We start from the raw sequence: 25,491 nt of genomic DNA, 5'->3' as shown, positions 1-25,491 counted from the left end.
GCATTTTCGCAGGCATTTCATATGGAGAATGTTATGTTAGACCGTACTCCTTCTCGCGAATTACAAGAGCATCTTTGGGTATTCCCAATGGATTATCCAATCAAACTAATTGGTGATGCTGGCGATGAACTTCGTGTTGCAGTGGTTGATATCTTGCAAAAACATTTTCCAGAATTTGATGGTGACTCTCTCAAAGTACAGCCATCTCGTACTGGAAAATATCATTCATTAACCGCACAATTGCGTTTTGATGAATTAGAACAAGTACACGCCCTGTATGCTGATCTTGCGGCCTGCTCGCTCATCAAAACGGCGCTCTAATAGATAAATCCAAAATGCGACAGTATTTTGGATTTTTTATTTTGATATAAACCTGACATTATTACGATATTCAAGCCATTATTAAGTCGATGATTTTTCATTTTTCTGACTATTTTTTACAATGAGATTTTCGGCGACTATTTCTTAGCAAAATTTAATACAAAGACGTGTTATAGCAGTATGATAGATAAAATCAATAAAGGTATATATTATGCAAAAAATAGTCAGACACTCTATCGTCTAAAAAACTGGACAAATTTTTTAGACTCCCTGCCTAATTATGGCTACGAAAATAACGGCAATAAAATCTTGCAATATCTGGAACTCGAGATACCTGATGAGCAATAAACCCACTCTTATTATCCATCAATATCAAAGCTTAACCCCTTATGCTACGCGCTTTCAGGAAATGAAAGATCTGACTGAGCATCGGGATGAAAACTCAGCCGATCAACTCTGGATTTTACAACATGCTGACGTACTTACTCAGGGACAGGCAGGAAAACCAGAACATATTTTAATCCCAACTGACATTCCTGTAGTGCAATCTGATCGTGGAGGGCAAGTGACTTGGCATGGCCCAGGTCAAATGGTGATTTATTTTATGTTTGATTTAAATCGCCTGAAATGGAACGTACGTGCATTAGTATCTTTTGCTGAGCAATTAATGATCGACCTATTAAATAAGTATGGAATTAAAGCCTATGCCAAACCAGATGCACCTGGGGTGTATGTAGAAGAGCGTAAAATTGGATCTTTGGGGTTTAAAATCCGACGTGGACGCAGCTATCACGGATTGGCTTTAAATATTGATTGTGATTTAGCTGGTTTCCAAACCATTAACCCATGTGGTTATGCGGGTCTTGAAATGGTTCGTTTGTGCGACCTTCTTCAGGACTATCCAAATTTTGAACAGCTTTGTGCAGATGTAGTTGAATATTTTAAAAACACCGATTACTTTAGTGACGTACAAGTCACCTTGACATAATTTACTTTATTTTTTTCAAAAAACTATTTAGAGTAATTACTCTAAAACTTAAAATTAGAATGTTAAAAGGGATAAACGTGTGATTTCAAGTAAAACCGTAAAACCCGCATTGCAACTGGGCTACGTTAAACTCATGATGGATGTGATTGGACGTGGCCTCGTCATGGCAAGTCAGGTCGATGAAGAAATACAAAATGAAGTTGCTAAATTTCCAGCAGGCTTCGTTTTATCCATGAATGTATTCCCTAATGGGCCTGCATTTGTCGCTGAAGTTACTGCAGATAAAAAACTGCAATTAATTACCCTTGAACAAGGGAAACCAGATTTAACCGTTACTTTTAAGCATTTAACTCATGCTTTTATGGTGTTTTCATTTCAGGAAAGTACGGCGCAGGCTTTTGCCAATGACCGTATGATTGCCGATGGGGATGTATCGAGTGCCATTCGATTAGTTCGTTGCCTCAACAAAATGGAGTCATTGATTTTACCTAAAATGGTCGCATCATTAGCCGTAAAACAATATCCAGTCGAACTGAGCCTCAAGGATAAACTCAGTGAAGCTGCTAATATTTATTTGAAAGTCGCACAGTCATACTTAAAACGGAGTGTATAAAATGGCTAAACCTTATTACGAATTTTTTTGTCCAGTTAAAGTAATCGCGGGTAGTGCGGCTTTAGAACACATTCCATTTGAGCTTGCGACATTAGGTTCAAAACGCCCCATGATCATCACCGACAAAGGGGTAAGAGCCAATAAATTACTTGAACCCATCGAAACTGCTTTTGCCTCAACAGATGCGGAAATTGGCTATATTTTTGATGATGTACCACCAGATTCCAGTCTCGAAACTGTTCGCAATGCAGCACAATTGTATCGCGATCATAACTGCGATGCGATTATTGCGGTTGGTGGTGGTTCAGTTATCGATACTTCAAAAGCAACTAATATTTTGGTTTCTGAAGGTGGCAATGATCTGCTCAAATATTCGGGTGCACATAATTTACCGAAAGCCCTCAAGCCATTTTTTGTGATTCCAACCACATCTGGTACAGGCTCAGAAGTAACAATGGTTGCCGTAGTTTCAGATACCCAAAAGAATGTAAAACTTGCATTTGCGTCTTATTATTTAATGCCTCATGCGGCTATTCTTGATCCACGCATGACATTAACGTTGCCAGCACATCTAACAGCTATGACTGGTATGGATGCTCTTACACATTGTGTTGAGGCTTATACTTGTCTTGCAGCAAATCCTTTAAGTGATGCTTACGCAAGTGCAGGCATTAAGAAAATTAGTGAAAACCTGTTTAATGTCATTGAAAACCCTTCCGATGCTCAAGGACGTTTAGAGTTAGCTCAAGCATCTACGATGGCAGGAATTGCTTTTTCTAACTCAATGGTTGGTTTAGTTCATTCTCTTGGTCATGCCTTAGGTGCAGTTGCTCACCTACCTCATGGGTTATGCATGAACTTATTTTTGCCATATGTACTTGAATACAACAAGGAAGTGAATGGCGATAAAATAGGTGAACTCTTATTATCGCTGGCTGGAGCGGACATTTATGCTCAGACGCCTGCCAATCTACGCGCCGAAAAAGCCATTGCAACTATTTTAGCGATGCGTGATCGTTTGTTTAGCTTAACCAAATTACCGCGGAATTTACGTGAAACTGGTAAAGTTACGGAAGCACAGTTAGACGAAATTGCAGAGAAAGCGTTGAATGATGGTTCAATTATCTATAACCCTAAAGAAGCTAATTTTCAGGATCTCAGAGCAATTTTGCAAAAAGCATGGTAATTGAAGCTTCTTTACAGAATTCAAAACATTAAAATTTAATAAAAGCCTGAATTTTCAATTAATTCAGGCTTTTTATTTTTAGGTGAATTTTCATTCATCATATAGTTGAGTAAACTGGCAAAAAATTTGCTAAAAATTCCACAAAGTTACTGACAAAAGGCACCATTTTAGGATAGATTGGCGCACTTTACTTTTTAACATAGGGGGGATCGTTCGTCTCAAACGATCCTTAACAGACATGACTGATCCTTGATCAACGATTATGAGGATACGCCGTTGACAACTCACACTGGGACTCAACCTGCGGCAAAACTGCAAAAAAATCTTGTGCTGTGGCACATCATTATTATTGGTTTGGCATATATTCAGCCAATGACGGTTTTTGATACTTTTGGTCTGGTATCTCAAGATAGTCATGGCCATGTACCCACATCCTATATCTTTGCCCTGATTGCAATTCTACTCACATCCATTAGTTATGGGCATATGATTAAGCGCTATCCGTCAGCGGGTTCTGCCTATACTTATGCACAAAAGTCCATTCATCCTAATGTCGGATTCATGGTGGGCTGGTCGTCATGGCTGGATTATTTGCTCTCCCCTTTAGTCAATATTATTTTAGCAGATATTTATTTACGTGCTCTTTTTCCTGGGGTAAATAACTGGATCTGGGTCATTGGCTTAACGATTTTAATGACTGTGGTCAATCTGTTTGGTGCGCGTTTTGTTGCACGTTTTAACAGTACCATTGTGTTCTTGCAGATTGGTGTCATTTTCTATTTTACCTATAAGGTCTACTTATTACTGACCCAAGGTATGAATGCCGATGGTAGTCTGGATCAATCGCAATATCAGCTTTGGAGTATTGCACCTTTCTGGAATGAAATGACATCTGTTGGTGCACTGATTACAGGTGCAACAATTCTATGTTTCTCATTTACAGGCTTTGATGCATTGTCATCTTTGGCGGAAGAAACCAAGGACACTGAAAAAGTATTACCAAAAGCGATTTTCCTGACAGCATTAATTGCGGGTGTCATTTTTATTATTAGCACCTATTTTATGCAAATCTATTTCCCAAGCGATCCGGCTCAATATTTCAAAAAAATTGATGAAACCCAACCTGAGATTTTATTGGCAATTGGGGGAATCACGTTCCAAACCGTCATTTTATATTTTGCTATTGTAACGGTTATGGCATCTGGGATTTCAGCACATGCTGGTGTTTCACGACTGATGTATGTGATGGGACGCGATGGGGTAATTAACAAGAAAATTTTTGGGCATATCAGTCCTAAACTATATACCCCCACTTATAATATTGTGATTGTTGGTGTCGTTGCGCTCACCGCAGGTTTTCTTGATTTTGAACATATTGCCAATCTGATTAGTTTTGGTGCTTTAACTGCATTTAGTTTTGTCAATTTTTCGGTGATTTCAAGATATGCTCTGCGTGATGGTCGTACTAAAACTATCAAGGATATTTTTAATTATATCGTCATTCCTGTATTAGGGTTTGCCAGTGTATTTATGATGTGGCTTGAAATCGATCAGCTTGCACTGAAAATCGGTTTAATCTGGGCAGCGATTGGTGTTGGTTATCTGGCTTATAAAACTCGTGGATTCCGTTATCCACCGCCTCAGCATAATGAACATGAATAAAGGATAAAATAAAGGGCTTTTTCAAGCCCTTTATTTTTAAATATTGGATTCAAAAGTATTACATTGATTTAAGTCACCTGTTTTTAGCCCCACCTGAAACCAGTGCATACGCTGCTGGCTGGTACCATGAGTAAAACTATCAGGAACCACCTGACCTGTTGCTTGTTTTTGCAAATAATCATCACCAATTTTTTGGGCAGCATCCATTGCTTCTTCAATATCACCCTGCTCTAAAAATTGAGTTCTCTGTTCATTATGTTTCGCCCAAATCCCCGCAAAACAATCCGCTTGTAATTCCAGCCTGACTGAAAGCTGATTGGCCTGAGTACGACTTCCCTGTGCCTGAGCTTGCTGAACCTGTGACGAAATTCCTAGCAGATTTTGCACATGATGACCTACTTCATGTGCAATGACATACGCCTGTGCAAAATCTCCGGCCTGATCCTGACGTGAAAGTTCAGTCTGATTTTGCTCACCCGAAATTCCCATTTGCTGACGCATATCTTTAAAGAAAGCCGTGTCAATATACACTTTCTGATCTGCCGGACAATAAAAAGGTCCCATTGCAGACTGGGCAGTGCCGCACCCCGAGCGAATGGCACCGGAGAACATAACTAATTTTGGCGGGGTATAATTTCCACCTAATTGTTTAAAAATTGGAGCCCAAGTATCTTCAGTATCTGCTAGCACTGTACCAACAAATTCTGAGGCTTCCTGCTGCTCGGGAGTAAGTTGTTCAGGTGCCTGCCCACTTTGCTGCGATTGAGTCACAGTCTGGGTCGCCTGATATGCCATTTGCGGATCTACACCAAAAAATTTCCAAGCCACAAATGCCACAATTAAACCCAGAATACTAATACCACCTGCTTTGGCAGCACCGCCTCCACGACGATCTTCTACATTGGTACTGACTCGACGACCTTTCCAGCGCATCATTCACCTCTTATCTTTTATTATCGTAATAATTCTATGAAGTTGATTTTTTTGGCCACAGCTTTTGTATTAAGCTTACAACCATTAATACAATTGCACCAGCAATAATCCCAATTCCCAGATTAATCAAAGTCGGTGTTATCGCACCAATAATATTACCAACATTTGGAATCAGCTCCAGATGGTCTGTGGTATCTTCAGTAAAGTGATGTAACAATGGAATGGTATGCGCAATAATACCGCCTCCAACAAGGAACATTGCAATCGTACCGACGATGGTAAGAGTTTTCATTAACTTTGGAGCAAATGCCAGTAAAGCCCGACCGACTCCCTGTTTGATATTTGATGATTTCTGAGTCAAATAAAGTCCCAGATCATCAATTTTGACAATCATCGCCACGAAACCATAGACTCCAACCGTCATAATTACGGCAATAATACTAAGCACAGTCACTTTCGTCATAAATGCAGCAGTTGCCACAGTACCCAGCGAAATCACCACAATTTCAGCGGATAAAATAAAGTCCGTACGGACTGCCCCTTTAATTTTTTCCTTTTCATAAGTTACCAAATCGGTTTCGTCTTTGACCAGTTTTTCGGCGGCCTCTTCAGGCGTACTTGCTTTTTTGTGATGCAATGAATGTAGTACTTTTTCTACGCCTTCATAACACAAAAACAAACCACCAATCATGAGTAAGGGATTAATTAGCCACGGTGCAACCACACTAATCAGTAATGCCAAAGGTACTAATATTAATTTATTAATAAATGAGCCTTTAGCAACGCCCCATACCACAGGAAGTTCACGATCTGAGCGAACGCCACTGACCTGCTGTGCATTTAATGCTAAATCATCGCCCAATACGCCCGCAGTTTTTTTTGCTGCCATTTTGCTCATGACTGCAACATCATCAAGTACTGTGGCAATATCATCAAGTAATAAAAGTAAGCTACTCGCCATTTAATTTTCCTTAGGTTTTTTAAGCTTCTTTTTTATTGTGACTGACATTAAAAAAAATTATGCCGTACAATGTCGCCTATTCAATCGTTTAATGATATGTAGATTCATACCACTTTGGAATAGAGAATGAGTAATCTTGATCATCGTCCAATTATTTTGACTGGCGACCGTCCCACTGGACAGCTTCACTTAGGCCATTTTGTAGGTTCTCTGCGCTCACGTGTAGGTTTACAGGACAGCCATCATCAACATCTATTATTGGCGGATGCTCAAGCATTAACAGATAATGCAGATAATCCAGATAAAGTACGTCGTAATATTCTAGAAGTTGCACTGGATTATCTAGCAGTCGGAATCGATCCAACTAAAACAACGATTTGCGTTCAGTCCTGTTTACCTGCACTGAATGAATTGACCATGCTATATTTGAATTTTGTAACCGTAGCACGTCTTGAACGTAACCCCACTATCAAATCTGAAATTCAGATGCGTGGTTTTGAACGTGATATTCCTGCAGGCTTCTTATGTTATCCAGTGGCACAAGCCGCAGATATAACTGCCTTTAAAGCAACTGTGGTTCCAGTCGGTGAAGACCAGATTCCTATGATTGAACAGACCAATGAAATTGTTCGTCGTGTCAATCGTCAAATTGGTCAGGATTTACTACCTGAATGTAAAGCACTCCTCTCCAATATGGCACGTTTGCCTGGCTTTGATGGTAAGGCCAAGATGTCAAAATCATTGGGCAATACCATTGTCTTAAATGCGTCTGATAAAGACATCAAAAAAGCCGTCAATGCCATGTATACCGATCCGAACCATCTACGCATTGAAGATCCTGGTCAGGTTGAAGGGAATATTGTATTTACTTATCTGGATGCCTTTGATCCAAATTCAGAAGAAGTAGAAGAATTAAAAGCACATTATCGTCGTGGTGGTTTAGGTGATGGTACAGTCAAAAAACGCCTTGAAGGTATTTTAAAAGACTTAATCAGCCCAATCCGTGAACGTCGTGAGGAATTAGCTAAAGATCCTGATTACATTATGGATGTATTACGGGATGGCACCGAAAAATGCCGTATTATTACTCAGCAAACACTGGATGAAGTTAAAGAGGGTTTAGGGTTGTTTAAATTCTAAATTTAATCCGTACATTATGTCTACTTGAAAGGCTCTTATTATAAAGAGCCTTTATTTTTTAATACGTTACCATCATTCAATATCTTTTTAATATCATTTTAAAATGATATTCAGCTCACAAAATAATCATTTTATTAACGTGATTTAACACTACTTAACGTGAATACCAATGAAATCGCTCAAGTATGAAATTAATATAAGTCATGAAGTTATGAATTTCCCCAATTTCATGACATTTCTCCTTAACCGAAGCTGTGTATAACAGATTCGTTGTTCTGCGTAATGATCACCCCAATCATTGCGCTTTTTTTTGTTTAAAATTTACTCTAGTAGTAAATCATATATTTCATATCTTGTCTGTTATTTATTCAATTATTTTTCCTTTTTTAAAGTTTAAATTTAATGTGTATTTAAATTAAAATAGAAATTAAATTAGATAAAATTGATAGGCTTACAATAGACTTTATAAATGATAAATGTTATCGTTTTTAAGATTACTTATACATACAACTGTAGTAAGAAAAATAATTTAATTCAATAAGATAAAGAGTCATTCTATGTTGTGGGAATTGTTTACTCATCCTTCAAATTATATTTTCAGTATCAGTCTGGTATTGTGTCTTGCAATTGGAATACTCGAATTACTTCTGCTTTTAATTGGTGGCTCTTCCCAAGTTATGGATCAGTTTTTACCAGAACAGCTAAGCGATTATCAAACTGATTTTGATTTAGAAGCTGATCACGGCATGATTTGGCAATTTTTCGATTGGCTATATTTGGGCAGAATTCCTTTATTGATTTGGCTGATTATATTTTTAACCACATACGCACTGACAGGTTTTATCATTCAAGGGGTTTTCTATTCGTTTACTGAACATTATTTTTCAGTTTGGTTGATTGCACCTGCTGTACTTTTTCTTTCTATGCCTTTTGTTCGGTGGGCTTCAGCCTTAGTGAGCAAAATTATTCCTAAAGATGAAACAACGGCAATTTTTAGCGAAGACCTCATTGGACAACAGGCAGAAATCATTTTAGGTATTGCCCGCCCACACTCGCCTGCTCAAGCCAAAGTAAAAGACCAATTTGGACAAACACATTATGTACTGGTCGAACCTGAACAAGACGAAATTTTCCAACAGGGTCAAACCGTTATTTTAACTCAAAAAAACAAGCTTGGTTTTCAAGCCATTTCTCAACATATAAATGATTAAGGGACAACAATATGTTTAATTCTGCTCTTTTTGAGATTTTTGTCGTTGCTGGCATTATTCTTGTTGCCCTTGTGATTATTGGCATTATTATTGCCCGTCTTTATCGTCGTTCCAGTAAAGAAGTTTCTTTTGTGCGCACGGGTTTTGGCGGTGAAAAAGTGATTTTAAATGGCGGCGCCATTGTACTTCCTGTCTTGCATGAAATCATTCCCGTCAATATGAATACTTTACGTCTGGAAGTTAAACGAGCAGCGGATCAGGCTTTAATTACCCGAGATCGTATGCGTGTGGATGTGATGGCTGAATTTTATGTGCGTGTTAAACCCACCGCCGAATCGATTGCGACAGCAGCACAGACTCTGGGTAAAAAAACCATGTCACCTCAAGAACTTAAAGATTTAGTCGAAGGTAAATTTGTCGATTCTTTACGGGCCGTTGCTGCCGAAATGGCAATGGAGGAGCTACATGAAAAACGCGTTGATTTTGTACAGAAAGTACAACAGGTCGTCTCTGAGGATTTATTTAAAAACGGTCTGGAACTTGAAACAGTTTCCCTCACTGGACTGGATCAGACCAGTTTTAAGTTTTTTAATCCACAAAATGCCTTTGATGCCGAAGGCTTGACCAAGCTTACAGAAACCATTGAAGACCGTCGTAAAAAACGCAATGACATTGAACAGGACGCAGATCTCGCAATTAAAGCCAAAAATCTTGAAACTGAGCAGGCACGTTTACAAATTTTACGCGAAGAAGAATATGCCAAACTGCAACAAGAACGGGAAATTTCCATTCGCCGTGCCGAACAGCTTGCAGAAATTGCATCTCAAGAAGCTGCAAAAAAACGCGAAGCAGAAGAAGCGCGTATTGCTGCTGAACGTGAAGTTGAAATTAAACGTATTGCCTCGGCTCGTGATGTAGAAAACGAAAATATTTTAAAATCTCAGTTAATTCAAAAAGCTCAGGTTGAACAGAAAAAGACCATTGAATTGGCTGAACAGGATCGTGCCATTGCGATTGCTGAAAAGTCCCGTGCTGAATCGGAGGCTAAAGCTCTGGCAGATCAGGCGCGAGCAGCCGCAGTAAAAGCCGAAGAAGAAGTTTTAACCGTGCGTGAGACTCAGCGCGCAGAACGTGAAAAAGCCGTAGAACTGGTGGCAGCTAAACAAGCAGCGGAGAAGGACGCAATCGCCATTACTGTTGCAGCCGAAGCATCGAAACAAGCAGCAGTAGATGATGCGGAAGCCGTAAGGATTGCAGCTGAAGCAGATGCTGAAAAATTACGCCTAAAAGCCAAAGGTGAGTCAGATGCCAAAATGTTACTTGCACAGGCTCAGGAAAAACAATATCAGGTTGATGCAGAAGGAACACGTGCGGTTAATGAAGCTTCCAACGTCCTTTCAACTGAGCAAGTAGAAATGCAAATTCGTCTTGCCTTGCTGAAATATTTGCCTGAAATTATTCGTGAAAGTGTGAAGCCAATGGAAAATATTGATGACATCAAGATTTTACAAGTAAACGGTTTAAGTGGTTTTACAGGCAATTCTCATGCATCTGAAACGCAGGAAAATAGCCAAACATCCTTGTCTGATCAGGTTGTCAATAGTGCATTACGCTATCGCTCTCAGGCCCCTTTGATTGATAGTTTAATGAATGAGCTAGGGTTACAAGGTGGTGATATTAATGGCTTAACTGAAAGTCTAAAGTCAAAATCTAATCAATAGCCTTTAAGTTTTGAAGATGAAAATGCGATTCAAATATCGCATTTTCAATCATATTCTTATATATACCAGACTGAATAGTATTTATCTTAAACGATAAACCACAGCAATGTTTATATACTCGTTTCATAATTAACCAGATTTCCATGATTATCAAAATGTAACGTCATATTTTTACTCTTTTTCATGGTCGTAATATCTCGTAGATTCAAGTTAAAACTTTCAGCAATTTGGGCTTCTGTTGCCGGTTCTGGCATATTTCGTCGTTGAATATTATAAAAACGTACCCAGTTATAAGAAGCCCAAACGAATAAAATCATGATTAAAACCATAATACAGCTGACTAACATATATAAACTGTATCGACCATTATTGTTTAATGATAAAAACAACTGCTTATAAATATTTTGTCCTTCAAACCACCATAATAAAATAGTAAAGAGCGGCATAATCAGCCACATCCAGAGACTCCAGCCCAAAATTTGTAGTGAAAAGCCAGCCCATTTATTTTTTACATATTCTGGTCGATCAATATATTCTGGAATATCAAGCGAATGCTGTTCAGAATGATTATCTGATTTTATAGGATTATTTTTCATATTCTTTCTCTGCCCCGAAGCCTCGATCTGGGCTTACCCAACGCGCTCGCTTTTGAGTTTTAAAGATAGTTTTAGGTAAAGCGATCACCGTGGATAACATCGACAAGATCCAGAAAAAAAGTGGATACCAGATCACCCAGAAATAATTACGAAAATGTCGACGATCATATTGTCGATCAATCATCAAACTCACTAAAAACTGGATTAAACACGTGATCCCTAAAATTACCCCATACCACTGCGGCCAAAGTGACTGAATCGCCCATTCTCCTGGTAAGCTAAAAAATAATCCATAAAAGTATAAGATGAAGATACTAAACATCACATAGGCCCAAACCACACTGATCAAAGCTTCAAATGCAATTGGCCACATACGGCGCAGATGCCATTTAAATATTTTGGGAATATATGCAAAAATAACTTCGATACCACCCTGTGCCCAACGCAGACGTTGTTTCCATAAACCTTGAAATGTTTCAGGCATATAGATATAATAGAGTGCCTGCGGCACATAATGTAAATCCCAGTGATCAAATTGCAATCGCCATGAAACATCGATATCTTCAGTAATCATGTCATCACGCCAATAACCAATTCGATTTAGTGCAACTTTGCGAAAACCTACAATTGCGCCTGAAACAGTAAACAAACGTCCGTATGTTCTTTGTGCCCGTTTGATGAGTCCAATAATGGAAGAAAACTCTCCAACTTGTATTTTGCCCAATACGCTAGAACGGTTAATGATTCGAGGGTTGCCTGTTACCGCACCAACACGTGGAAAAATAGTAAGATGATGCATCATCCAGAGGACGGTATAAGGATGAAGTAATGCATCCCCATCAATACAAACGAGATATTCATACTGACTTACCATAGCTCCTGCTCTTAAAGCATGAGCCTTGCCTTGATTTTCAGCCAAATGAACTACACGTAATTGAGGATACTTTTTTTCCAGTTCATTTAATATTTCGGCGGTACGATCAGAACTACCATCATTGACAGCAATTACTTCAAATTTTGGATACTGACTTTGTAATGCATATCTGATGGTCTGGCGGACTTGTTTTTCTTCATTAAAACACGGAATAATAATGCTACAACCGTCCTGACTCGGCTCAGGATGATCTGGCTGATTAAACTCACGCTTAAAATAAAACCATAAGCCACCTGCAATCCATGCCCAAGCCATAAACAAGGGATATAAAAAGGCAAAGCCAAAAATGACATCGCTGAAACGAAGCTGACTCAATTCAAACATTATTTCTGCTCCGCTTTAAAATCAATAACAAATGGATCTTTATAATTCAGCGCAGAATCATTCAGACTGAGATCAGCATAAAGATGGTTATAAATCTTACCTCCCTGATCCAATGCATAATTTGCAACACCAAGTTTTTGTATGCCCAATATTTTGAGCTGTTGGTAGGCTTGTGTATATATTTTCCAATCCTTTGCCTGTTTCGCTGAAATATTAAACCCCACCATTAATTGTTGTTTCTGCACATTACTTAACTGTTTACTCGACTTTTCAAAAGCTCTGAATGTCTCAGGTGAACTTAGCGGGTCGATTTCGACATACACTAAATCGCTATACATTAAACTTTGTTCTAACAAAGGTTTAAGGCCATTAAACTGCGAAACCTCAGGTTTTACCTTGAGTACAGTACGAAAATTAGTACTAATATTGACGCGATCATAAGCTTTATTTTTGATTTGCTCTTTAATCTTAAAAATTTGCTGAATATTTTGTTGGCATTTTTGATCCCATTGCTGGTTTTGTAGCGCACAATCCATTTGGTTTTGTGCATTTAAAACAACTCCATCCAGTGAACTATTATTTTTAAATAAATCCTCAGTTAAATGTACCAGCGGGATATGCTGTTTGAGTTCCAGATCAAGAGGCAGTTCTGCATAGACCTGCTGCCCTATTCGTGTTCTTGCCTGCCAAATAATTCGATTGAGTACGTCTGAATGATGCGGTAGCACCGTGGTCGGAAAAAAAGCATTTTCTATCTTTACATCCTGATCTTTATCTGTAACAACTTTTAAAATGATGGCATTAGTTTTTAAATTGGATAATTGATCAAGCAGTTGTCCCAATTTTTCATTGATCAGTGCCCCGTCCAGATTGACTAACTCAGAAGGATCCATCGAGATGATGCTTTTTCGAGTTTTAGACGGCTGTTTAATATCTTTAAAAAAATCCAGCATTTGTGCATGCAGTTCTTCGGGAACAGGATTGCCCATGACTATGGCACGTTGGTAGGTTTGTACGACATTTGCCTGCTCAGAAACATTTCCCAAACTAAAAGACAATGGTAAGCCTGCTTGTTTGGCAAGTTGTTCTGTTTCTTTCGTCACTGCACCATACGGCCAAAATATTGCTTTAGTATCAATGCCCAACTGTCGATCCAGCACAGACTTAGATATCTTTAAATCATTTAAAATACGCTGATGGTAGGACGTATCATTTTCATAGACTTTTGATGCTGGTAAATACTGACGAGTAATCGCTGCAGGTTCCATATTTTGCTGCGGATTTGCCAGTACTCCTTTATGTAGATTGTCTGAATGCGAAACAAACTCGACTAAATCTGAGTGTTGCATCTCTCGCATTTGCTGCCAATTCATCAAATTACCTTGACCATAAGCTTCATAAGCATCCTGAGAATTACCATTGATCCAACTAGTAACAATCGCAAATACTGCGGGCATCTGATATTGTTTGAGTAATGGATAAACACGGCTGTAGTTACTCAAAGCACCATCATCAAATGTCAGCAGCACGGCTTTATCAGGTAACGCGATATTGTTTTGACGTGCTTGCCAGATATCTTCGAGTCTAATCACCGTCCAGTCAGATTGTTTCAACCATGAAAGAAATTGAGCCAGATTTTTAGTGCTAATGGCATAGGAATCACGATCGCCTCTACTTGCAACGTCATCACGCACATCATGAAATGTTAAGGTTACAAATTGTCCCTGAGTATGCACTTGCGCATCTTCTTTTATATCTTGCGCATACATCGCTGTGGAAAGGCTCAAAAATATACTGAAAATCATCATGCTTTTTAATTTTTTGAACATTAGAATCGTCCCTCAAAACCAAATTGGGCGTATGTTTTTCGTTCATTTTCCTCATCGTAAGGATGATTTGACCAACCGATTCCGTAGTTCACCGACCACGTTCGGGATAGTTGCCAATCATGTCGATACAAAATATTAAATAAAGCTTTGGTCGAATAATTTGCCTGAGAAAATGCCCCCGTACCTACTTCGAAATGCTGACTAAAATGACGTTCATAATTACGCCAAGTCATCCAGTCATGGCTCAAAATGATTTCTGCACTATTGCTATAACGTGGATTGAAATAACTCACCTGGATATTTGAATTCTTGTCATACTCATTTCTAAGCGTAAGTCGGGTAATATGATGAGGTGCCTGATAAATTTGCTGAGTAAAATACCCAACAATTTCATGCCGATGATTGTCATCCTCGATATCAGTAAATTGATATGCCAGCCCTGCTTTTCTAGATTCATTGGCTTGCCAAGACAACTGTCCTTTGAAGGCTTTGCCCTCATATCCTTGCTTTAATGCCTGTAATGGAATAGTGGCCTGACTATTGAATCCCAACGCAAATTGCCAATGGTCATTTAACCATTGTGACCAATCCACTTGAATGCCCACATCATTTGAATGCGAACGCTGAGACAGTTGCAAATTCACTGAGCGACGATTATTAGCCCATTCGAGCCCGATGCCATAACGTTCATCAGTTAGATTTTCACCCTTAAATTCTGCTTTTCGCTGTGCAAGCGCGATATATGCCCGATAATCATTGGCAAACCAAGGCGTATTTATGCGAGTTTGATGCTCTCGCTCAGATGAACCTGTCAGATTTTGCAAGACTTCAGGTTGATCGGCATGGCTTTTGGAAAATATACTTTCATGCTGAATTGAGATATGGTTTCGATCTTCCAGCTCCTTTTTGCTTTGTTGCACACCGCTATCATCGGCGGCAATGACGTTTAGCAGTTTATTTTGTTCACGCCACTCCACCACGCGACCAAGCGCCTGATTATTTTGCATTTGATTGACTAATGTACTGATTGAAACTGGTTCAATCCCATTAAATTGATCCAAAGTTTCCGATGAAATCTGTGGTTTTTCTCGCCAACGTTGTACAGTAGCAAGATTGTTTTGGTATCCAATATTATTCGGTGCTTTCGTCACCAAATCCTGAAAATAGCGTTCAGCTTTGGCATGTTCATTACGATACGCATAATTTAAACCGACAAGGGCTAAATATTCGGCGCGATCTTCATGCGTAGTTTTATCCACTCCTTTAGCTGCGCTATACCGAAAAGTAGGTAAGAGCTGATCCATCTCCTGTACCAGTTTATTGGCCTCATCAAACTTTTCCTGTTCAATCAAGGCATAATACAAACCCGAATAAACACTATAATCCGCATAATTTTTTTCTTTTAATACGCTTTTATATAAATATTCTGCCTGTTTTGGCTGTCTGTTTTTTAAAAATGCATCGGCAAGAGCTTGACGAACATAGGGTGGCATCTGCTCATAGGGTTGGTTCAGTTTCACCAGCGTTTGAATCGCATCAGAATATCGATTACGAAAACTCAATGCATAAATATAGTCATAATAAAATAAATGACGTAATACAGGATCCGTTGGCAATTCAGGCTCAAAAGCTTGCATTTGAACAAGCACCTGATCCAGTATTAGATATGACTCTGTTGCCTCTCCCTGATAATTTTTAACTTTGTAGTATTGAATTGCATTTTTAATTTTTTGGGAAAATTCACGGGTTTTTACGGTATAGCCAATATTGGGAATCTTTTGCTCAAGCTGATGTTGCTGAATATACTGTTCTGCTGTTCGAAAATCGCTATTCATTATTAGTGCATAAATATACTGCTCCTGAATAGGTTCATCAGGCTGTGTTGTAGTCATTGCCAAATTTGCTGCATTCAATGCTTCTACTGGCATATCCAATACACGGTAGGCATACGAAAGTTGAGCCAATTGCTCTGGGCTTAAGCCCGTTAACTGAATTGTTTTGAAAGTTTGAATTGCTTGAAGCTTCTTTTTAGATTCAGTCTGAACAATCCCTAATAACAACTGCATGTCGCTCGACGGATGATAGTGGTTAAATAGGCTCGCATAGCGTTCAGCAAGATCCAGTTGCTTCAAATCACGTAAAGCTTTCACTACAACCAGTTCACCGTATTGCGGATAAGATTGACGATTTAAGTTATTAAGCAAAGTAAGCTGTTTAAGTCCAAAGCGATTGTTTTGATAAAGAACAATGATGTAATCGGCTAAAAGTTTTTGATCAGCCGGATAACGTGCTCTTAAATTCTCTAATTGAGCGATACCAGTATTAATTTGACCCTGTTTAATTTCAGCAATAATGGCTTCACGTTGTTGATCCTCTGAAGTAGCTGCATATCCGACTGATACTGAACATAAGCTCAGAATTCCGATATAACGAAGATTTATTTTTTTTCTCATAAACTTTATTATTAAACCCTATTAAATAAAATAGCATTTTGCCAACTGCGTCACATATTATTATTTTTTCGGTCAAATACACTAGATTTATGCTTGTTTTTATGTTTCTTTATGTTAAATGAGAAAATTATCCTTTTTAATTTTTAATTATCCTTAACAATAAAAAAGCCTCCTGATTTTAGGAGGCTTTTCGGATTAAGATTTAAATTAGATTTAAACCAAACCTTTCTCTTTCAGCACTTGTAGCATAGTCGAACCAAGTTCAGCAGGGCTACGCGTATAAGCCATTCCAGCTTTTTCAAAAGCTGCAAACTTTTCTTCGGCAGTACCTTTACCACCAGAAATAATCGCACCAGCATGGCCCATACGTTTACCTTTTGGTGCAGTCACACCCGCAATATAACCAACAACAGGCTTAGTCACGTTAGACTGGATATATTCAGCAGCTTCTTCTTCTGCTGTACCACCAATTTCACCAATCATGATAATCGCATCTGTATCTGGATCATCTTGGAACAATTTAAGTGCATCGATCTGGTTCATACCTGGAATTGGGTCACCACCAATACCGATACAAGTAGACTGACCTAAACCAAGCTTAGTCGTTTGTGCAACCGCTTCATATGTCAATGTACCTGAACGTGAGATAATCCCGATACGACCTGGCTGATGAATATGACCTGGCATAATCCCTATTTTACATTCACCTGGTGTGATCACGCCTGGGCAGTTAGGACCCACCAAACGTGTACCATTACCATTAGTCTCCAAATAGCGTTTTGCTTTTAGCATATCTAAAGTTGGAACACCTTCAGTGATCACAACAATTAAACCAACACCAGAATCAACCGCTTCAATAATAGAGTCCAAAACAAATGGAGCAGGTACATAAATCACAGAAGCATCTGCACCAGTTTCACGGACTGCATCTTTCATGGTATTGAAAACAGGTAAATCAAGATGAATTGTGCCACCTTTACCTGGAGTTACACCACCGACTACTTTTGTCCCATACTCAAGCGCCTGAGCAGAGTGAAACGTACCATTTTTACCAGTGAAACCCTGTACCAATACTTTAGTGTCTTTATTAATTAATACGCTCATGATTGATACTCCCTTAGCCTTTTACCGCAGCAACAATTTTTTCTGCCGCATCAGATAAACCATTAGCAGAAGTTAATTTCAAACCAGATTCATCAAGGATTTTTGCGCCCAGTTCAGCGTTGTTCCCTTCCAAACGAACAACGACAGGAACAGTTACATTTACCTCTTGAACGGCTGCAATAATTGCTTCAGCAATCATGTCACAACGTACAATACCACCGAAGATGTTAATTAAAACGCCTTGTACAGAAGTATCAGCAAGAATCAATTTAAAAGCTTCAATTACGCGTTCTTTGGTTGCCCCCCCCCCTACGTCAAGGAAGTTTGCAGGTTGACCGCCATATAATTTGATAATGTCCATGGTTGCCATCGCAAGACCAGCACCATTTACCATACAACCAATGTTACCCTCAAGTGCAACATAGTTGAGCTCAAATTCTGACGCTTTTAATTCACGTTCATTTTCTTGTGATTTATCACGAGACGCAGCGATTTCAGGTAAACGATACAAGGCATTTGAGTCGATCCCTATTTTGGCATCTACTGCTAAAATTTCACCATTTTCACGAATTGAAAGGGGATTGATTTCAAATAATGCAAAATCGTTCTCTACAAATGCCTGATAAGCACCCGTCATTAACTTCACAAATTGATTAACTTGTTTGTCTTTTAGGCCAAGCGCAAACGCAACTTCGCGCGCCTGAAATGGTTGTAATCCAACTAGAGGATCAACCGTCGTTTTAATAATTTTTTCAGGTGTTTCTTCGGCAACTTTCTCGATTTCCACACCACCCTCGGTTGAAGACATGAACGTTACACGACGAGTAGAACGGTCTACAACCGCACCCAAATATAACTCACGCTCAACAGGGTAAACATCTTCACAAACCAATACGCTGTTAACAGGCTGACCATTTGCATCAGTTTGATAAGTTACAAGGTTCTTACCAATCAACTCATTAGCAACTTCAGCCGCTTCTTCTTTTGATTTAACGACTTTTACGCCGCCTGCTTTACCACGACCACCAGCATGCACTTGTGCTTTTATTACGGCAAATTTACCGCCAAGCTGTTCAAATGCTGCAACTGCTTCCGCAGCGTTCGTTGCAAGAATCCCTTCTTGGACTGGTACTCCGTATTTTTTCAACAACGCTTTGGCTTGATACTCATGTAAGTTCATTTAATTACCTATTTTTACTTCTGCCCTTATTAATAACGAACCAATAATTAAACATCCTTCACAGTAATATTGGTTGTTATGTTCTTTTTTTTATTCAAAGCATCAATTCGATGACTATGAATAATGAGAAAAGAGCGGATTAACCGCTCTTTTAAAAAAATTACTTACGTTTACGTTGAATCGCGTGGATGGCACGACCATCGACAGCGAGAGCAGCTTCGTGCACAACTTCAGAATAAGTTGGATGACCAAAAGTCATTAACTGTAGATCTTCAACAGAAGATACAAACTCAAGCGCAATCATCCCTTGATGGACGATATCTGAAGCGCTAGGACCAATGACATGCATACCAAGTAAACGATCTGTTTTTGCATCAGCAACAAACTTCACGAAACCTGATGCTTCACCTGCCGCTAAAGCACGACCATTTACCGCAAATGGGAATTGACCAGTTTTAACTTCATGACCTTTTTCCTTCGCTGCTTCTTCAGTCAAACCGACCCAAGCTGCTTCAGGGTGAGTATAAATCACACTAATGATCGTGTCATAGTTCACTTGAGCTGCGTGACCGTGAATACGTTCAACAGCCATCACACCTTCTTCCATTGCTTTATGTGCAAGCATTGGACCACGAACCAAGTCACCAATCGCATAAACGCCATCAACAGAAGTTAAGCATTGATCGTTAACCTCAACAAATCCACGATCTGTCAGTTTAATTCCAGAATCTTCTGCTAATAGACCTTCGGCATAAGGCTTACGACCCACACAAACGATCAATTTATCAAAAGTCTGTTCTTTGTCTTCGCCGCCCTGTGAATATTTAACAGTCACTTCGCTTCCATTCACTTCAGCACCAGAAACTTTGGCACCAATACGAATGTCTAAACCTTGTTTAGTTAGAATTTTTTGAAATTCTTTTGATAAGGCTTTGTCCGCCATTGGCAAGAAACTATCAAGTGCTTCAAACACGACAACTTCTGAACCCAAACGACGCCATACAGAACCAAGTTCAAGGCCGATTACACCCGCACCAATTACACCTAAACGCTTAGGTACTTCGGCAAATTCAAGTGCGCCAGTTGAGTCAACAATTAAGTCTTCATCAACAGGTGCAACTGGAATATTCACAGGCACAGAACCAGATGCAAGGATCACATATTTAGGTTCTAAAATTTGAGCTTCACCTTCAAAAGGTGTGAATTCAACTTTTTTACCAGCAAGTAATTTACCCGAACCTTGTAACCACTCAATACCATTACCTTTAAGTAATTGAGCAACACCACCCGTTAGGTTATCAACGACTTTATCTTTACGAGCCAACATTTTTGCAATGTCGATATTCACTTCACCCGTTGTAATACCATGATCATCTAAATGATGAAGGGTATCTTCATAGTGATGTGAAGAATCAAGTAAAGCTTTAGAAGGAATACAGCCTACGTTTAAACAAGTACCGCCTAAAGATGGCTTACCTTTATGAATACGTTTTTCAATACAAGCAACTTTGAAACCAAGTTGCGCAGCACGAATTGCTGCTTCATAGCCACCTGGGCCACCGCCAATTACAACAAGATCAAACTGTTGAGACATTGTTATCTCCAAGTCTCAGATAGAGGATCGCTCTATCTGAGTTTTATGATTCGCAAGAAATTAAAGGTCAAGAATAAGTTTTGCTGGTTCTTCCAACAATTCTTTGATCGTTACCAAGAAACCTACTGCTTCTTTACCATCGATTAAGCGATGGTCATAAGACAATGCAAGATACATCATTGGCAAGATTTGAACCTGACCATTCACTGCCATTGGACGTTCTTGGATTTTATGCATACCCAAGATTGCAGTTTGTGGTGGGTTAATAATTGGAGTAGAAAGTAATGAACCAAAAGTACCACCATTAGTAATAGTGAAAGTACCGCCTGTCATTTCTTCAATTGAAAGTTTACCATCACGTGCTTTTGCAGCATAAGCACCAATACCATTTTCAACTTCTGCATAGTTCATACGATCAGTATCACGCAATACTGGAACAACAAGACCACGCTCAGAAGATACTGCAACACCCACATCATAGTAACCATGATACACAATATCATCGCCATCGATCGATGCATTAACCGCAGGATAACGCTTAAGTGCTTCTGTTGCTGCTTTCACGAAGAATGACATGAAACCAAGACGCGCACCATGACGTTTTTCAAACGCATCTTTGTATTGCTTACGCATTTCCATCACAGGCTTCATGTTCACTTCGTTGAACGTAGTTAACATCGCTGTTTCTTGAGTTGCAGAAAGTAAACGTTCAGCAACACGTTTACGAAGACGTGTCATTGGAACACGTTTTTCAATACGCTCACCCACAGCAACACTTAATGGTTGCGCCGCAGGTTTAGTTTGATGGTTCGCTACATCTTCTTTAGTAATACGGCCACCGCGACCTGTACCTTGTACATCCGCAGGGTTTACACCTGATTCAGTTAAGGCTTTACGAACTGCAGGGGCTTGATCCGCAACTGGTTGAGCACGTTCAACTACAGGAGCTGCACCCGCTTCAGTTTTAGCCGCAGCTTGTTCTACTTTCTCTTCGCTTTGAACTGCTTGAGTTGAAGCAGCACCAGAAACTGCACCTTCTGCAAATTGTGCAATCACTTCATTAGAAAGAACGGTGTCGCCTTCATTTTTGATAATTGCTGTAATTTGACCATCAGCAGGAGCAACAACTTCCAAGACAACTTTGTCAGTTTCAATATCACAGATCACTTCATCACGTGATACCGCTTCCCCTACTTTTTTGTGCCAGGTCGCAATCGTCCCATCCGCAACTGACTCTGGGAATACCGGTGCTTTGATTTCGGTTGCCATTATTTAGTCTCTCCTGATTGGTCAGCCTGGATTGCAAGTGCATCATTAATGAGCTGAGCCTGTTGTTTTGCATGCAAATAAGGTGAGCCACAAGCAGGTGCAGCAGAAGCATCACGACCTGCGTAGCTAATACGGATTTGTTTACCAGATTTCAATATATCATCGTATAAACGTGGTGCAATGAATAACCATGCGCCCTGATTTTTCGGCTCTTCCTGACACCAAACCAGTTCTTTGGCGTTTGGATATGCAGCCAAAATTTCAGCTAAACGTTGTTCTGGGTAAGGATACAACTGTTCAACACGAACAATTGCAATATTTTTCAATTCAAGTTCACGACGTTTTTCCAGCAAATCGTAATAAACCTTACCACCACACAACACAATACGTGTGACATCGGATTTATTAATTTGATCCACTTCATCGATTACTGTTTGGAATGTACCAGTTGCTAACTCATCAAGAGTCGACGTTGCCAATTTGTGACGCAGCAACGATTTTGGTGACATTACAATCATTGGTTTACGAATTGGACGAACTGCCTGACGACGTAATGCATGGAAAATCTGAGCTGGTGTTGTTGGTGTCAGCACTTGCATATTTTCTTCAGCACATAATTGCAAGAAACGCTCTAAACGTGCAGATGAATGTTCCGGACCTTGTCCTTCAAATCCATGCGGCAATAACATCGTTAAGCCACAAACACGCTCCCACTTCGTTTCACCAGAAGCAATAAATTGGTCAATCACGACTTGCGCACAGTTCGCAAAGTCACCAAATTGAGCTTCCCAAATAATCAAACCATGTGGAATAGTCGTTGCATAACCATATTCAAATGCAAGAACTGCTTCTTCAGAAAGAAGCGAATCATAAATAGCAAAACGTGGCTGATTTTCTTTGACATTGCAAAGTGGGATATAGGTTGAACCATCAGTTTGATTATGCAGCTTTGCATGGCGGTGTGAGAATGTACCACGCCCCACGTCTTCACCTGTAATACGAACTAGATAACCTTCATCAATTAGAGTTGCATAGGCTAGTGTTTCAGCAGCACCCCAGTTTAATGGCATCTCACCAGTCTGCATTTTCAGACGGTCATCAATCACTTTAGATACCTGACGCTGCATCACAAAGCCTTCTGGCAATTTGCGCATACCTTCGCCTAATTCTTTTAAACGATTTAGGTCAAATGTAGTATCCCAAACATCCGTATAGTCATGACCTAAATAAGGCTTCCAGTCCACAAACATTTTGGTGTTTGGTTCAAGCACCAATGCATTAGCAACATGTTTACCTGCTTCAAGATCTGAGCGATAATCTTCAACCATTTGATCTGCTTCAGCACGATCAAGCACTTTTTCCTGCACAAGCTGATCTGCATACAAGGTACGGGTTGTCGCTTTTTTTGTGATCACTTGATACATCAATGGCTGAGTCGCAGATGGCTCATCTGCTTCATTATGACCGCGACGACGATAACAGAACAAATCAATTACCACGTCCTTACGGAAAGTATGACGGAAGTCATGCGCCAGTTGCGCAATAAAAGTTACTGCTTCAGGATCATCACCGTTCACGTGGAAGATTGGAGACTGTACCATTTTGGCTACATCAGTACAGTATTCTGTAGAACGTGCATCACGCGGATCAGAAGTGGTAAAACCCACCTGATTATTAATGATGATATGAACCGTGCCACCCACTGTATAACCACGGGTTTGTGACATCTGAAGCGTTTCCTGATTCACGCCCTGACCTGCAAATGCAGCATCACCGTGAACAATCACTGGAAGCACATCATCACCACCAATATCACGACGACGAACTTGACGAGCTCGAACCGAACCCTCAACCACAGGCCCAACAATTTCCAGATGCGATGGGTTAAATGCCAAAGCCAAATGAACTTCGCCACCAGGAGTCATCACGTTAGAGGAGAAACCTTGGTGATATTTCACATCACCTGAACCTTTTTTGTGCAAGGCTTTGCCTTCAAATTCACCAAAAAGTTCAGCTGGGTTTTTGCCCAGAATATTCACAAGTAAATTGAGACGACCACGGTGTGGCATACCAATTACGACTTCTTTACAACTTACTGAACCAGCACGCTGAATGATTTCATTCATCATTGGAATAAAAGATTCACCACCTTCCAGACCAAAACGTTTAGCCCCAACATATTTATTGCCTAAATATTTTTCTAAACCTTCAGCGGCAGTTAAACGCTCTAGAAAGCCTTTTTTCTGATCTTTGCTAAAATTAAAATGACCACGTGCACCTTCAAGGCGTTGTTGAATCCAGCGCTTTTCTTTGGTATCAACAATGTGCATATATTCTGCACCAATTGAACCGCAATAAGCTGCTTCCATGGCTTCAACCATTTCACCCAGCGTCGCCTCTGTTTTACCAATCGCTAAATTGCCTGTATTAAAAACAGTATCAAGATCCGATTTGGTGAGACCATGTGCAGCAAGATCAAGGTCAGGCACGTCTTCGCGTTTTGCAAGACCAAGCGGATCAAGTTTAGCCTTTTGGTGGCCACGGTTACGATATGCAGCAATTAGTTGTAAAACACCAATTTGACGACGTTCATGTTCAGTACTTACTGTACTTTGAACTACGGGTTGAACGCGACTTGAATTACGACCAAGTAAAAGGAACTGCTCACGCACTGAACCATGAGGTTGGTCACCTTTAGGGAATTTATCGAAATACTGGCGCCAGTCCTCATCGACGGAGGTTGGGGAGGATAGGTACTGCTCGTAAAGCTCTTCAATATACGCTGCACTATCAGCGGAAAGTTCAGTGTCAAGACGCAATGCGTCAGCAACTTCTTGCATTTGTGGACCCATTTCCTATTGCAAAAACATTACGGGTTGCTTTTTAAGCACACCCATGATTGATAACACCAAAATTGTAAAAATGGCGTTAAACACCCAATTGGCAATCTGTCCAGTCGGGACGTTATTACTACATTAGATACAATCCAATGTAATCAATGAATCATAACGCCCTCTTTGGCATCATCACTCAAGTTTATACTCGGCTACACCGAGCAATTTTTGCAAATCATCTTGGAAAAAATAAATCATGATTTAGCTTTTCTAAAATGACTTTTTATATAAAAATTAAGCACAATACTCAGATCGTGCCTGCAAGAGCATCGATAATATTATGCTCTTTTTTCATATAAAGATTTGTGTCAAATCGTATCATGTTCTCAACAATCAATTGATTTTTTTGACACATACCTCCTATAAATTGGCGAAATACATAGAGCATTTTCTCTACTAATATATGGTGCCTTGTGCTCAAAATTACAAGTATTTAGACCAAAGTCCTATCACTTTTTTTAAAAACGCGAGACTCTATTAATTTTTTAGCCACGTAAGCCAGATTTTTTAACTAGTCTTTAAAAAATCATTCAAAATAAATAGATAAGACAGCCCTTAGTTTAAAAAACTACAAACTC

The 25,491-nt window shown here is 39.6% G+C and carries 19 protein-coding genes; 8 read left to right on the top strand and 11 right to left on the bottom strand.

Features of this window, described 5'->3' with window-relative positions; all coding sequences use genetic code 11:
* The first annotated feature begins 33 nt into the window (after positions 1 to 33).
* The 5 genes from IAE20_RS11080 (at position 34) to IAE20_RS11060 (ending at position 4,770) form a co-directional block, all read left to right on the top strand.
* Positions 34 to 321 (top strand): YbeD family protein, encoded by a 288-nt coding sequence (locus tag IAE20_RS11080; protein WP_200460670.1) that lies wholly within the window; start codon positions 34 to 36, stop codon positions 319 to 321.
* Positions 322 to 658: 337 nt separating this feature from the next.
* Positions 659 to 1,309, top strand: a complete 651-nt coding sequence (gene lipB / locus IAE20_RS11075; protein WP_200482295.1) for a lipoyl(octanoyl) transferase LipB — start codon at positions 659 to 661, stop codon at positions 1,307 to 1,309.
* 79 nt (positions 1,310 to 1,388) lie between these two features.
* A complete protein-coding gene (locus tag IAE20_RS11070; RefSeq protein ID WP_200460672.1) occupies positions 1,389 to 1,922 on the top strand; it encodes a hypothetical protein in 534 nt (177 codons plus the stop codon).
* A 1-nt stretch (position 1,923) separates the two neighbouring features.
* Positions 1,924 to 3,108, top strand: coding sequence for an iron-containing alcohol dehydrogenase (locus IAE20_RS11065; RefSeq protein ID WP_200460673.1), 1,185 nt, complete (start codon positions 1,924 to 1,926; stop codon positions 3,106 to 3,108).
* 276 nt (positions 3,109 to 3,384) lie between these two features.
* Complete coding sequence (locus IAE20_RS11060; RefSeq protein ID WP_200460674.1) at positions 3,385 to 4,770, top strand: APC family permease; 1,386 nt, start codon at positions 3,385 to 3,387, stop codon at positions 4,768 to 4,770.
* Between the two features lie 36 nt (positions 4,771 to 4,806).
* Here the strand turns inward: IAE20_RS11060 and IAE20_RS11055 are convergent, their stop codons facing one another.
* Complete coding sequence (locus IAE20_RS11055; RefSeq protein ID WP_200460795.1) at positions 4,807 to 5,703, bottom strand: neutral zinc metallopeptidase; 897 nt, start codon at positions 5,701 to 5,703, stop codon at positions 4,807 to 4,809.
* 34 nt (positions 5,704 to 5,737) lie between these two features.
* A complete protein-coding gene (locus IAE20_RS11050; protein ID WP_200460675.1) occupies positions 5,738 to 6,664 on the bottom strand; it encodes a DUF808 domain-containing protein in 927 nt (308 codons plus the stop codon).
* Positions 6,665 to 6,790: 126 nt separating this feature from the next.
* Here IAE20_RS11050 and trpS point away from each other — a divergent pair, with 126 nt between their 5' ends.
* The 3 genes from trpS to IAE20_RS11035 all read left to right on the top strand — a co-directional run bounded on the left by trpS (position 6,791) and on the right by IAE20_RS11035 (position 10,736).
* A complete protein-coding gene (gene trpS, locus IAE20_RS11045) occupies positions 6,791 to 7,804 on the top strand; it encodes a tryptophan--tRNA ligase (RefSeq protein ID WP_200460676.1) in 1,014 nt (337 codons plus the stop codon).
* Positions 7,805 to 8,361: 557 nt separating this feature from the next.
* Positions 8,362 to 9,015: a YqiJ family protein gene (locus IAE20_RS11040; protein WP_200482296.1), complete on the top strand. Its 654-nt coding sequence runs from the start codon at positions 8,362 to 8,364 to the stop codon at positions 9,013 to 9,015.
* Between the two features lie 11 nt (positions 9,016 to 9,026).
* Positions 9,027 to 10,736, top strand: a complete 1,710-nt coding sequence (locus IAE20_RS11035) for a flotillin family protein (RefSeq protein WP_200460678.1) — start codon at positions 9,027 to 9,029, stop codon at positions 10,734 to 10,736.
* Between the two features lie 110 nt (positions 10,737 to 10,846).
* Here IAE20_RS11035 and pgaD read toward each other — a convergent pair whose 3' ends face one another.
* The 9 genes from pgaD to IAE20_RS10990 form a co-directional block, all read right to left on the bottom strand.
* A complete protein-coding gene (gene pgaD / locus IAE20_RS11030) occupies positions 10,847 to 11,332 on the bottom strand; it encodes a poly-beta-1,6-N-acetyl-D-glucosamine biosynthesis protein PgaD (protein WP_200482297.1) in 486 nt (161 codons plus the stop codon).
* The gene (gene pgaC / locus IAE20_RS11025) at positions 11,322 to 12,590 is read right to left on the bottom strand and encodes a poly-beta-1,6-N-acetyl-D-glucosamine synthase (protein ID WP_200482298.1); all 1,269 of its coding nucleotides are present in this window, start codon (positions 12,588 to 12,590) and stop codon (positions 11,322 to 11,324) included. The genes pgaD and pgaC overlap by 11 nt, the downstream gene beginning before the upstream one ends.
* Positions 12,590 to 14,419, bottom strand: a complete 1,830-nt coding sequence (pgaB, locus tag IAE20_RS11020) for a poly-beta-1,6-N-acetyl-D-glucosamine N-deacetylase PgaB (protein ID WP_200482299.1) — start codon at positions 14,417 to 14,419, stop codon at positions 12,590 to 12,592. The genes pgaC and pgaB overlap by 1 nt, the downstream gene beginning before the upstream one ends.
* The gene (gene pgaA / locus IAE20_RS11015; protein ID WP_200482300.1) at positions 14,419 to 16,872 is read right to left on the bottom strand and encodes a poly-beta-1,6 N-acetyl-D-glucosamine export porin PgaA; all 2,454 of its coding nucleotides are present in this window, start codon (positions 16,870 to 16,872) and stop codon (positions 14,419 to 14,421) included. The genes pgaB and pgaA overlap by 1 nt, the downstream gene beginning before the upstream one ends.
* 213 nt (positions 16,873 to 17,085) lie before the next feature.
* Positions 17,086 to 17,976 (bottom strand): succinate--CoA ligase subunit alpha, encoded by an 891-nt coding sequence (sucD, locus tag IAE20_RS11010; RefSeq protein WP_200460683.1) that lies wholly within the window; start codon positions 17,974 to 17,976, stop codon positions 17,086 to 17,088.
* Between the two features lie 13 nt (positions 17,977 to 17,989).
* Positions 17,990 to 19,156, bottom strand: coding sequence for an ADP-forming succinate--CoA ligase subunit beta (sucC, locus tag IAE20_RS11005; RefSeq protein WP_200460684.1), 1,167 nt, complete (start codon positions 19,154 to 19,156; stop codon positions 17,990 to 17,992).
* A 160-nt stretch (positions 19,157 to 19,316) separates the two neighbouring features.
* Positions 19,317 to 20,750, bottom strand: coding sequence for a dihydrolipoyl dehydrogenase (gene lpdA / locus IAE20_RS11000; protein WP_200482301.1), 1,434 nt, complete (start codon positions 20,748 to 20,750; stop codon positions 19,317 to 19,319).
* A 60-nt stretch (positions 20,751 to 20,810) separates the two neighbouring features.
* Positions 20,811 to 22,019, bottom strand: coding sequence for a 2-oxoglutarate dehydrogenase complex dihydrolipoyllysine-residue succinyltransferase (gene odhB, locus IAE20_RS10995; protein ID WP_200460686.1), 1,209 nt, complete (start codon positions 22,017 to 22,019; stop codon positions 20,811 to 20,813).
* Positions 22,019 to 24,859 (bottom strand): 2-oxoglutarate dehydrogenase E1 component, encoded by a 2,841-nt coding sequence (locus IAE20_RS10990; RefSeq protein ID WP_200482302.1) that lies wholly within the window; start codon positions 24,857 to 24,859, stop codon positions 22,019 to 22,021. Before IAE20_RS10990 ends, odhB begins: the two co-directional genes overlap by 1 nt.
* Positions 24,860 to 25,491: the final 632 nt, after the last annotated feature.

It is taken from the genome of Acinetobacter sp. S54 (genome assembly GCF_016624945.1).
Classification (GTDB): Bacteria; Pseudomonadota; Gammaproteobacteria; order Pseudomonadales; family Moraxellaceae; genus Acinetobacter.
This window is presented reverse-complemented; position numbering and strand designations above follow the sequence as displayed.

Coding starts and splice junctions, on each gene's coding strand:
- IAE20_RS11080 (WP_200460670.1), top strand. CDS start 34: ATGTTAGACCGTACTCCTTCTCGCGAATTACAAGAGCATCTTTGGGTA.
- pgaA (WP_200482300.1), bottom strand. CDS start 16,872: ATGAGAAAAAAAATAAATCTTCGTTATATCGGAATTCTGAGCTTATGT.
- IAE20_RS11055 (WP_200460795.1), bottom strand. CDS start 5,703: ATGCGCTGGAAAGGTCGTCGAGTCAGTACCAATGTAGAAGATCGTCGT.
- IAE20_RS10990 (WP_200482302.1), bottom strand. CDS start 24,859: ATGCAAGAAGTTGCTGACGCATTGCGTCTTGACACTGAACTTTCCGCT.
- odhB (WP_200460686.1), bottom strand. CDS start 22,019: ATGGCAACCGAAATCAAAGCACCGGTATTCCCAGAGTCAGTTGCGGAT.
- sucC (WP_200460684.1), bottom strand. CDS start 19,156: ATGAACTTACATGAGTATCAAGCCAAAGCGTTGTTGAAAAAATACGGA.
- IAE20_RS11050 (WP_200460675.1), bottom strand. CDS start 6,664: ATGGCGAGTAGCTTACTTTTATTACTTGATGATATTGCCACAGTACTT.
- pgaB (WP_200482299.1), bottom strand. CDS start 14,419: ATGTTCAAAAAATTAAAAAGCATGATGATTTTCAGTATATTTTTGAGC.
- IAE20_RS11040 (WP_200482296.1), top strand. CDS start 8,362: ATGTTGTGGGAATTGTTTACTCATCCTTCAAATTATATTTTCAGTATC.
- sucD (WP_200460683.1), bottom strand. CDS start 17,976: ATGAGCGTATTAATTAATAAAGACACTAAAGTATTGGTACAGGGTTTC.
- IAE20_RS11035 (WP_200460678.1), top strand. CDS start 9,027: ATGTTTAATTCTGCTCTTTTTGAGATTTTTGTCGTTGCTGGCATTATT.
- trpS (WP_200460676.1), top strand. CDS start 6,791: ATGAGTAATCTTGATCATCGTCCAATTATTTTGACTGGCGACCGTCCC.
- lipB (WP_200482295.1), top strand. CDS start 659: ATGAGCAATAAACCCACTCTTATTATCCATCAATATCAAAGCTTAACC.
- lpdA (WP_200482301.1), bottom strand. CDS start 20,750: ATGTCTCAACAGTTTGATCTTGTTGTAATTGGCGGTGGCCCAGGTGGC.
- pgaD (WP_200482297.1), bottom strand. CDS start 11,332: ATGAAAAATAATCCTATAAAATCAGATAATCATTCTGAACAGCATTCG.
- pgaC (WP_200482298.1), bottom strand. CDS start 12,590: ATGTTTGAATTGAGTCAGCTTCGTTTCAGCGATGTCATTTTTGGCTTT.
- IAE20_RS11065 (WP_200460673.1), top strand. CDS start 1,924: ATGGCTAAACCTTATTACGAATTTTTTTGTCCAGTTAAAGTAATCGCG.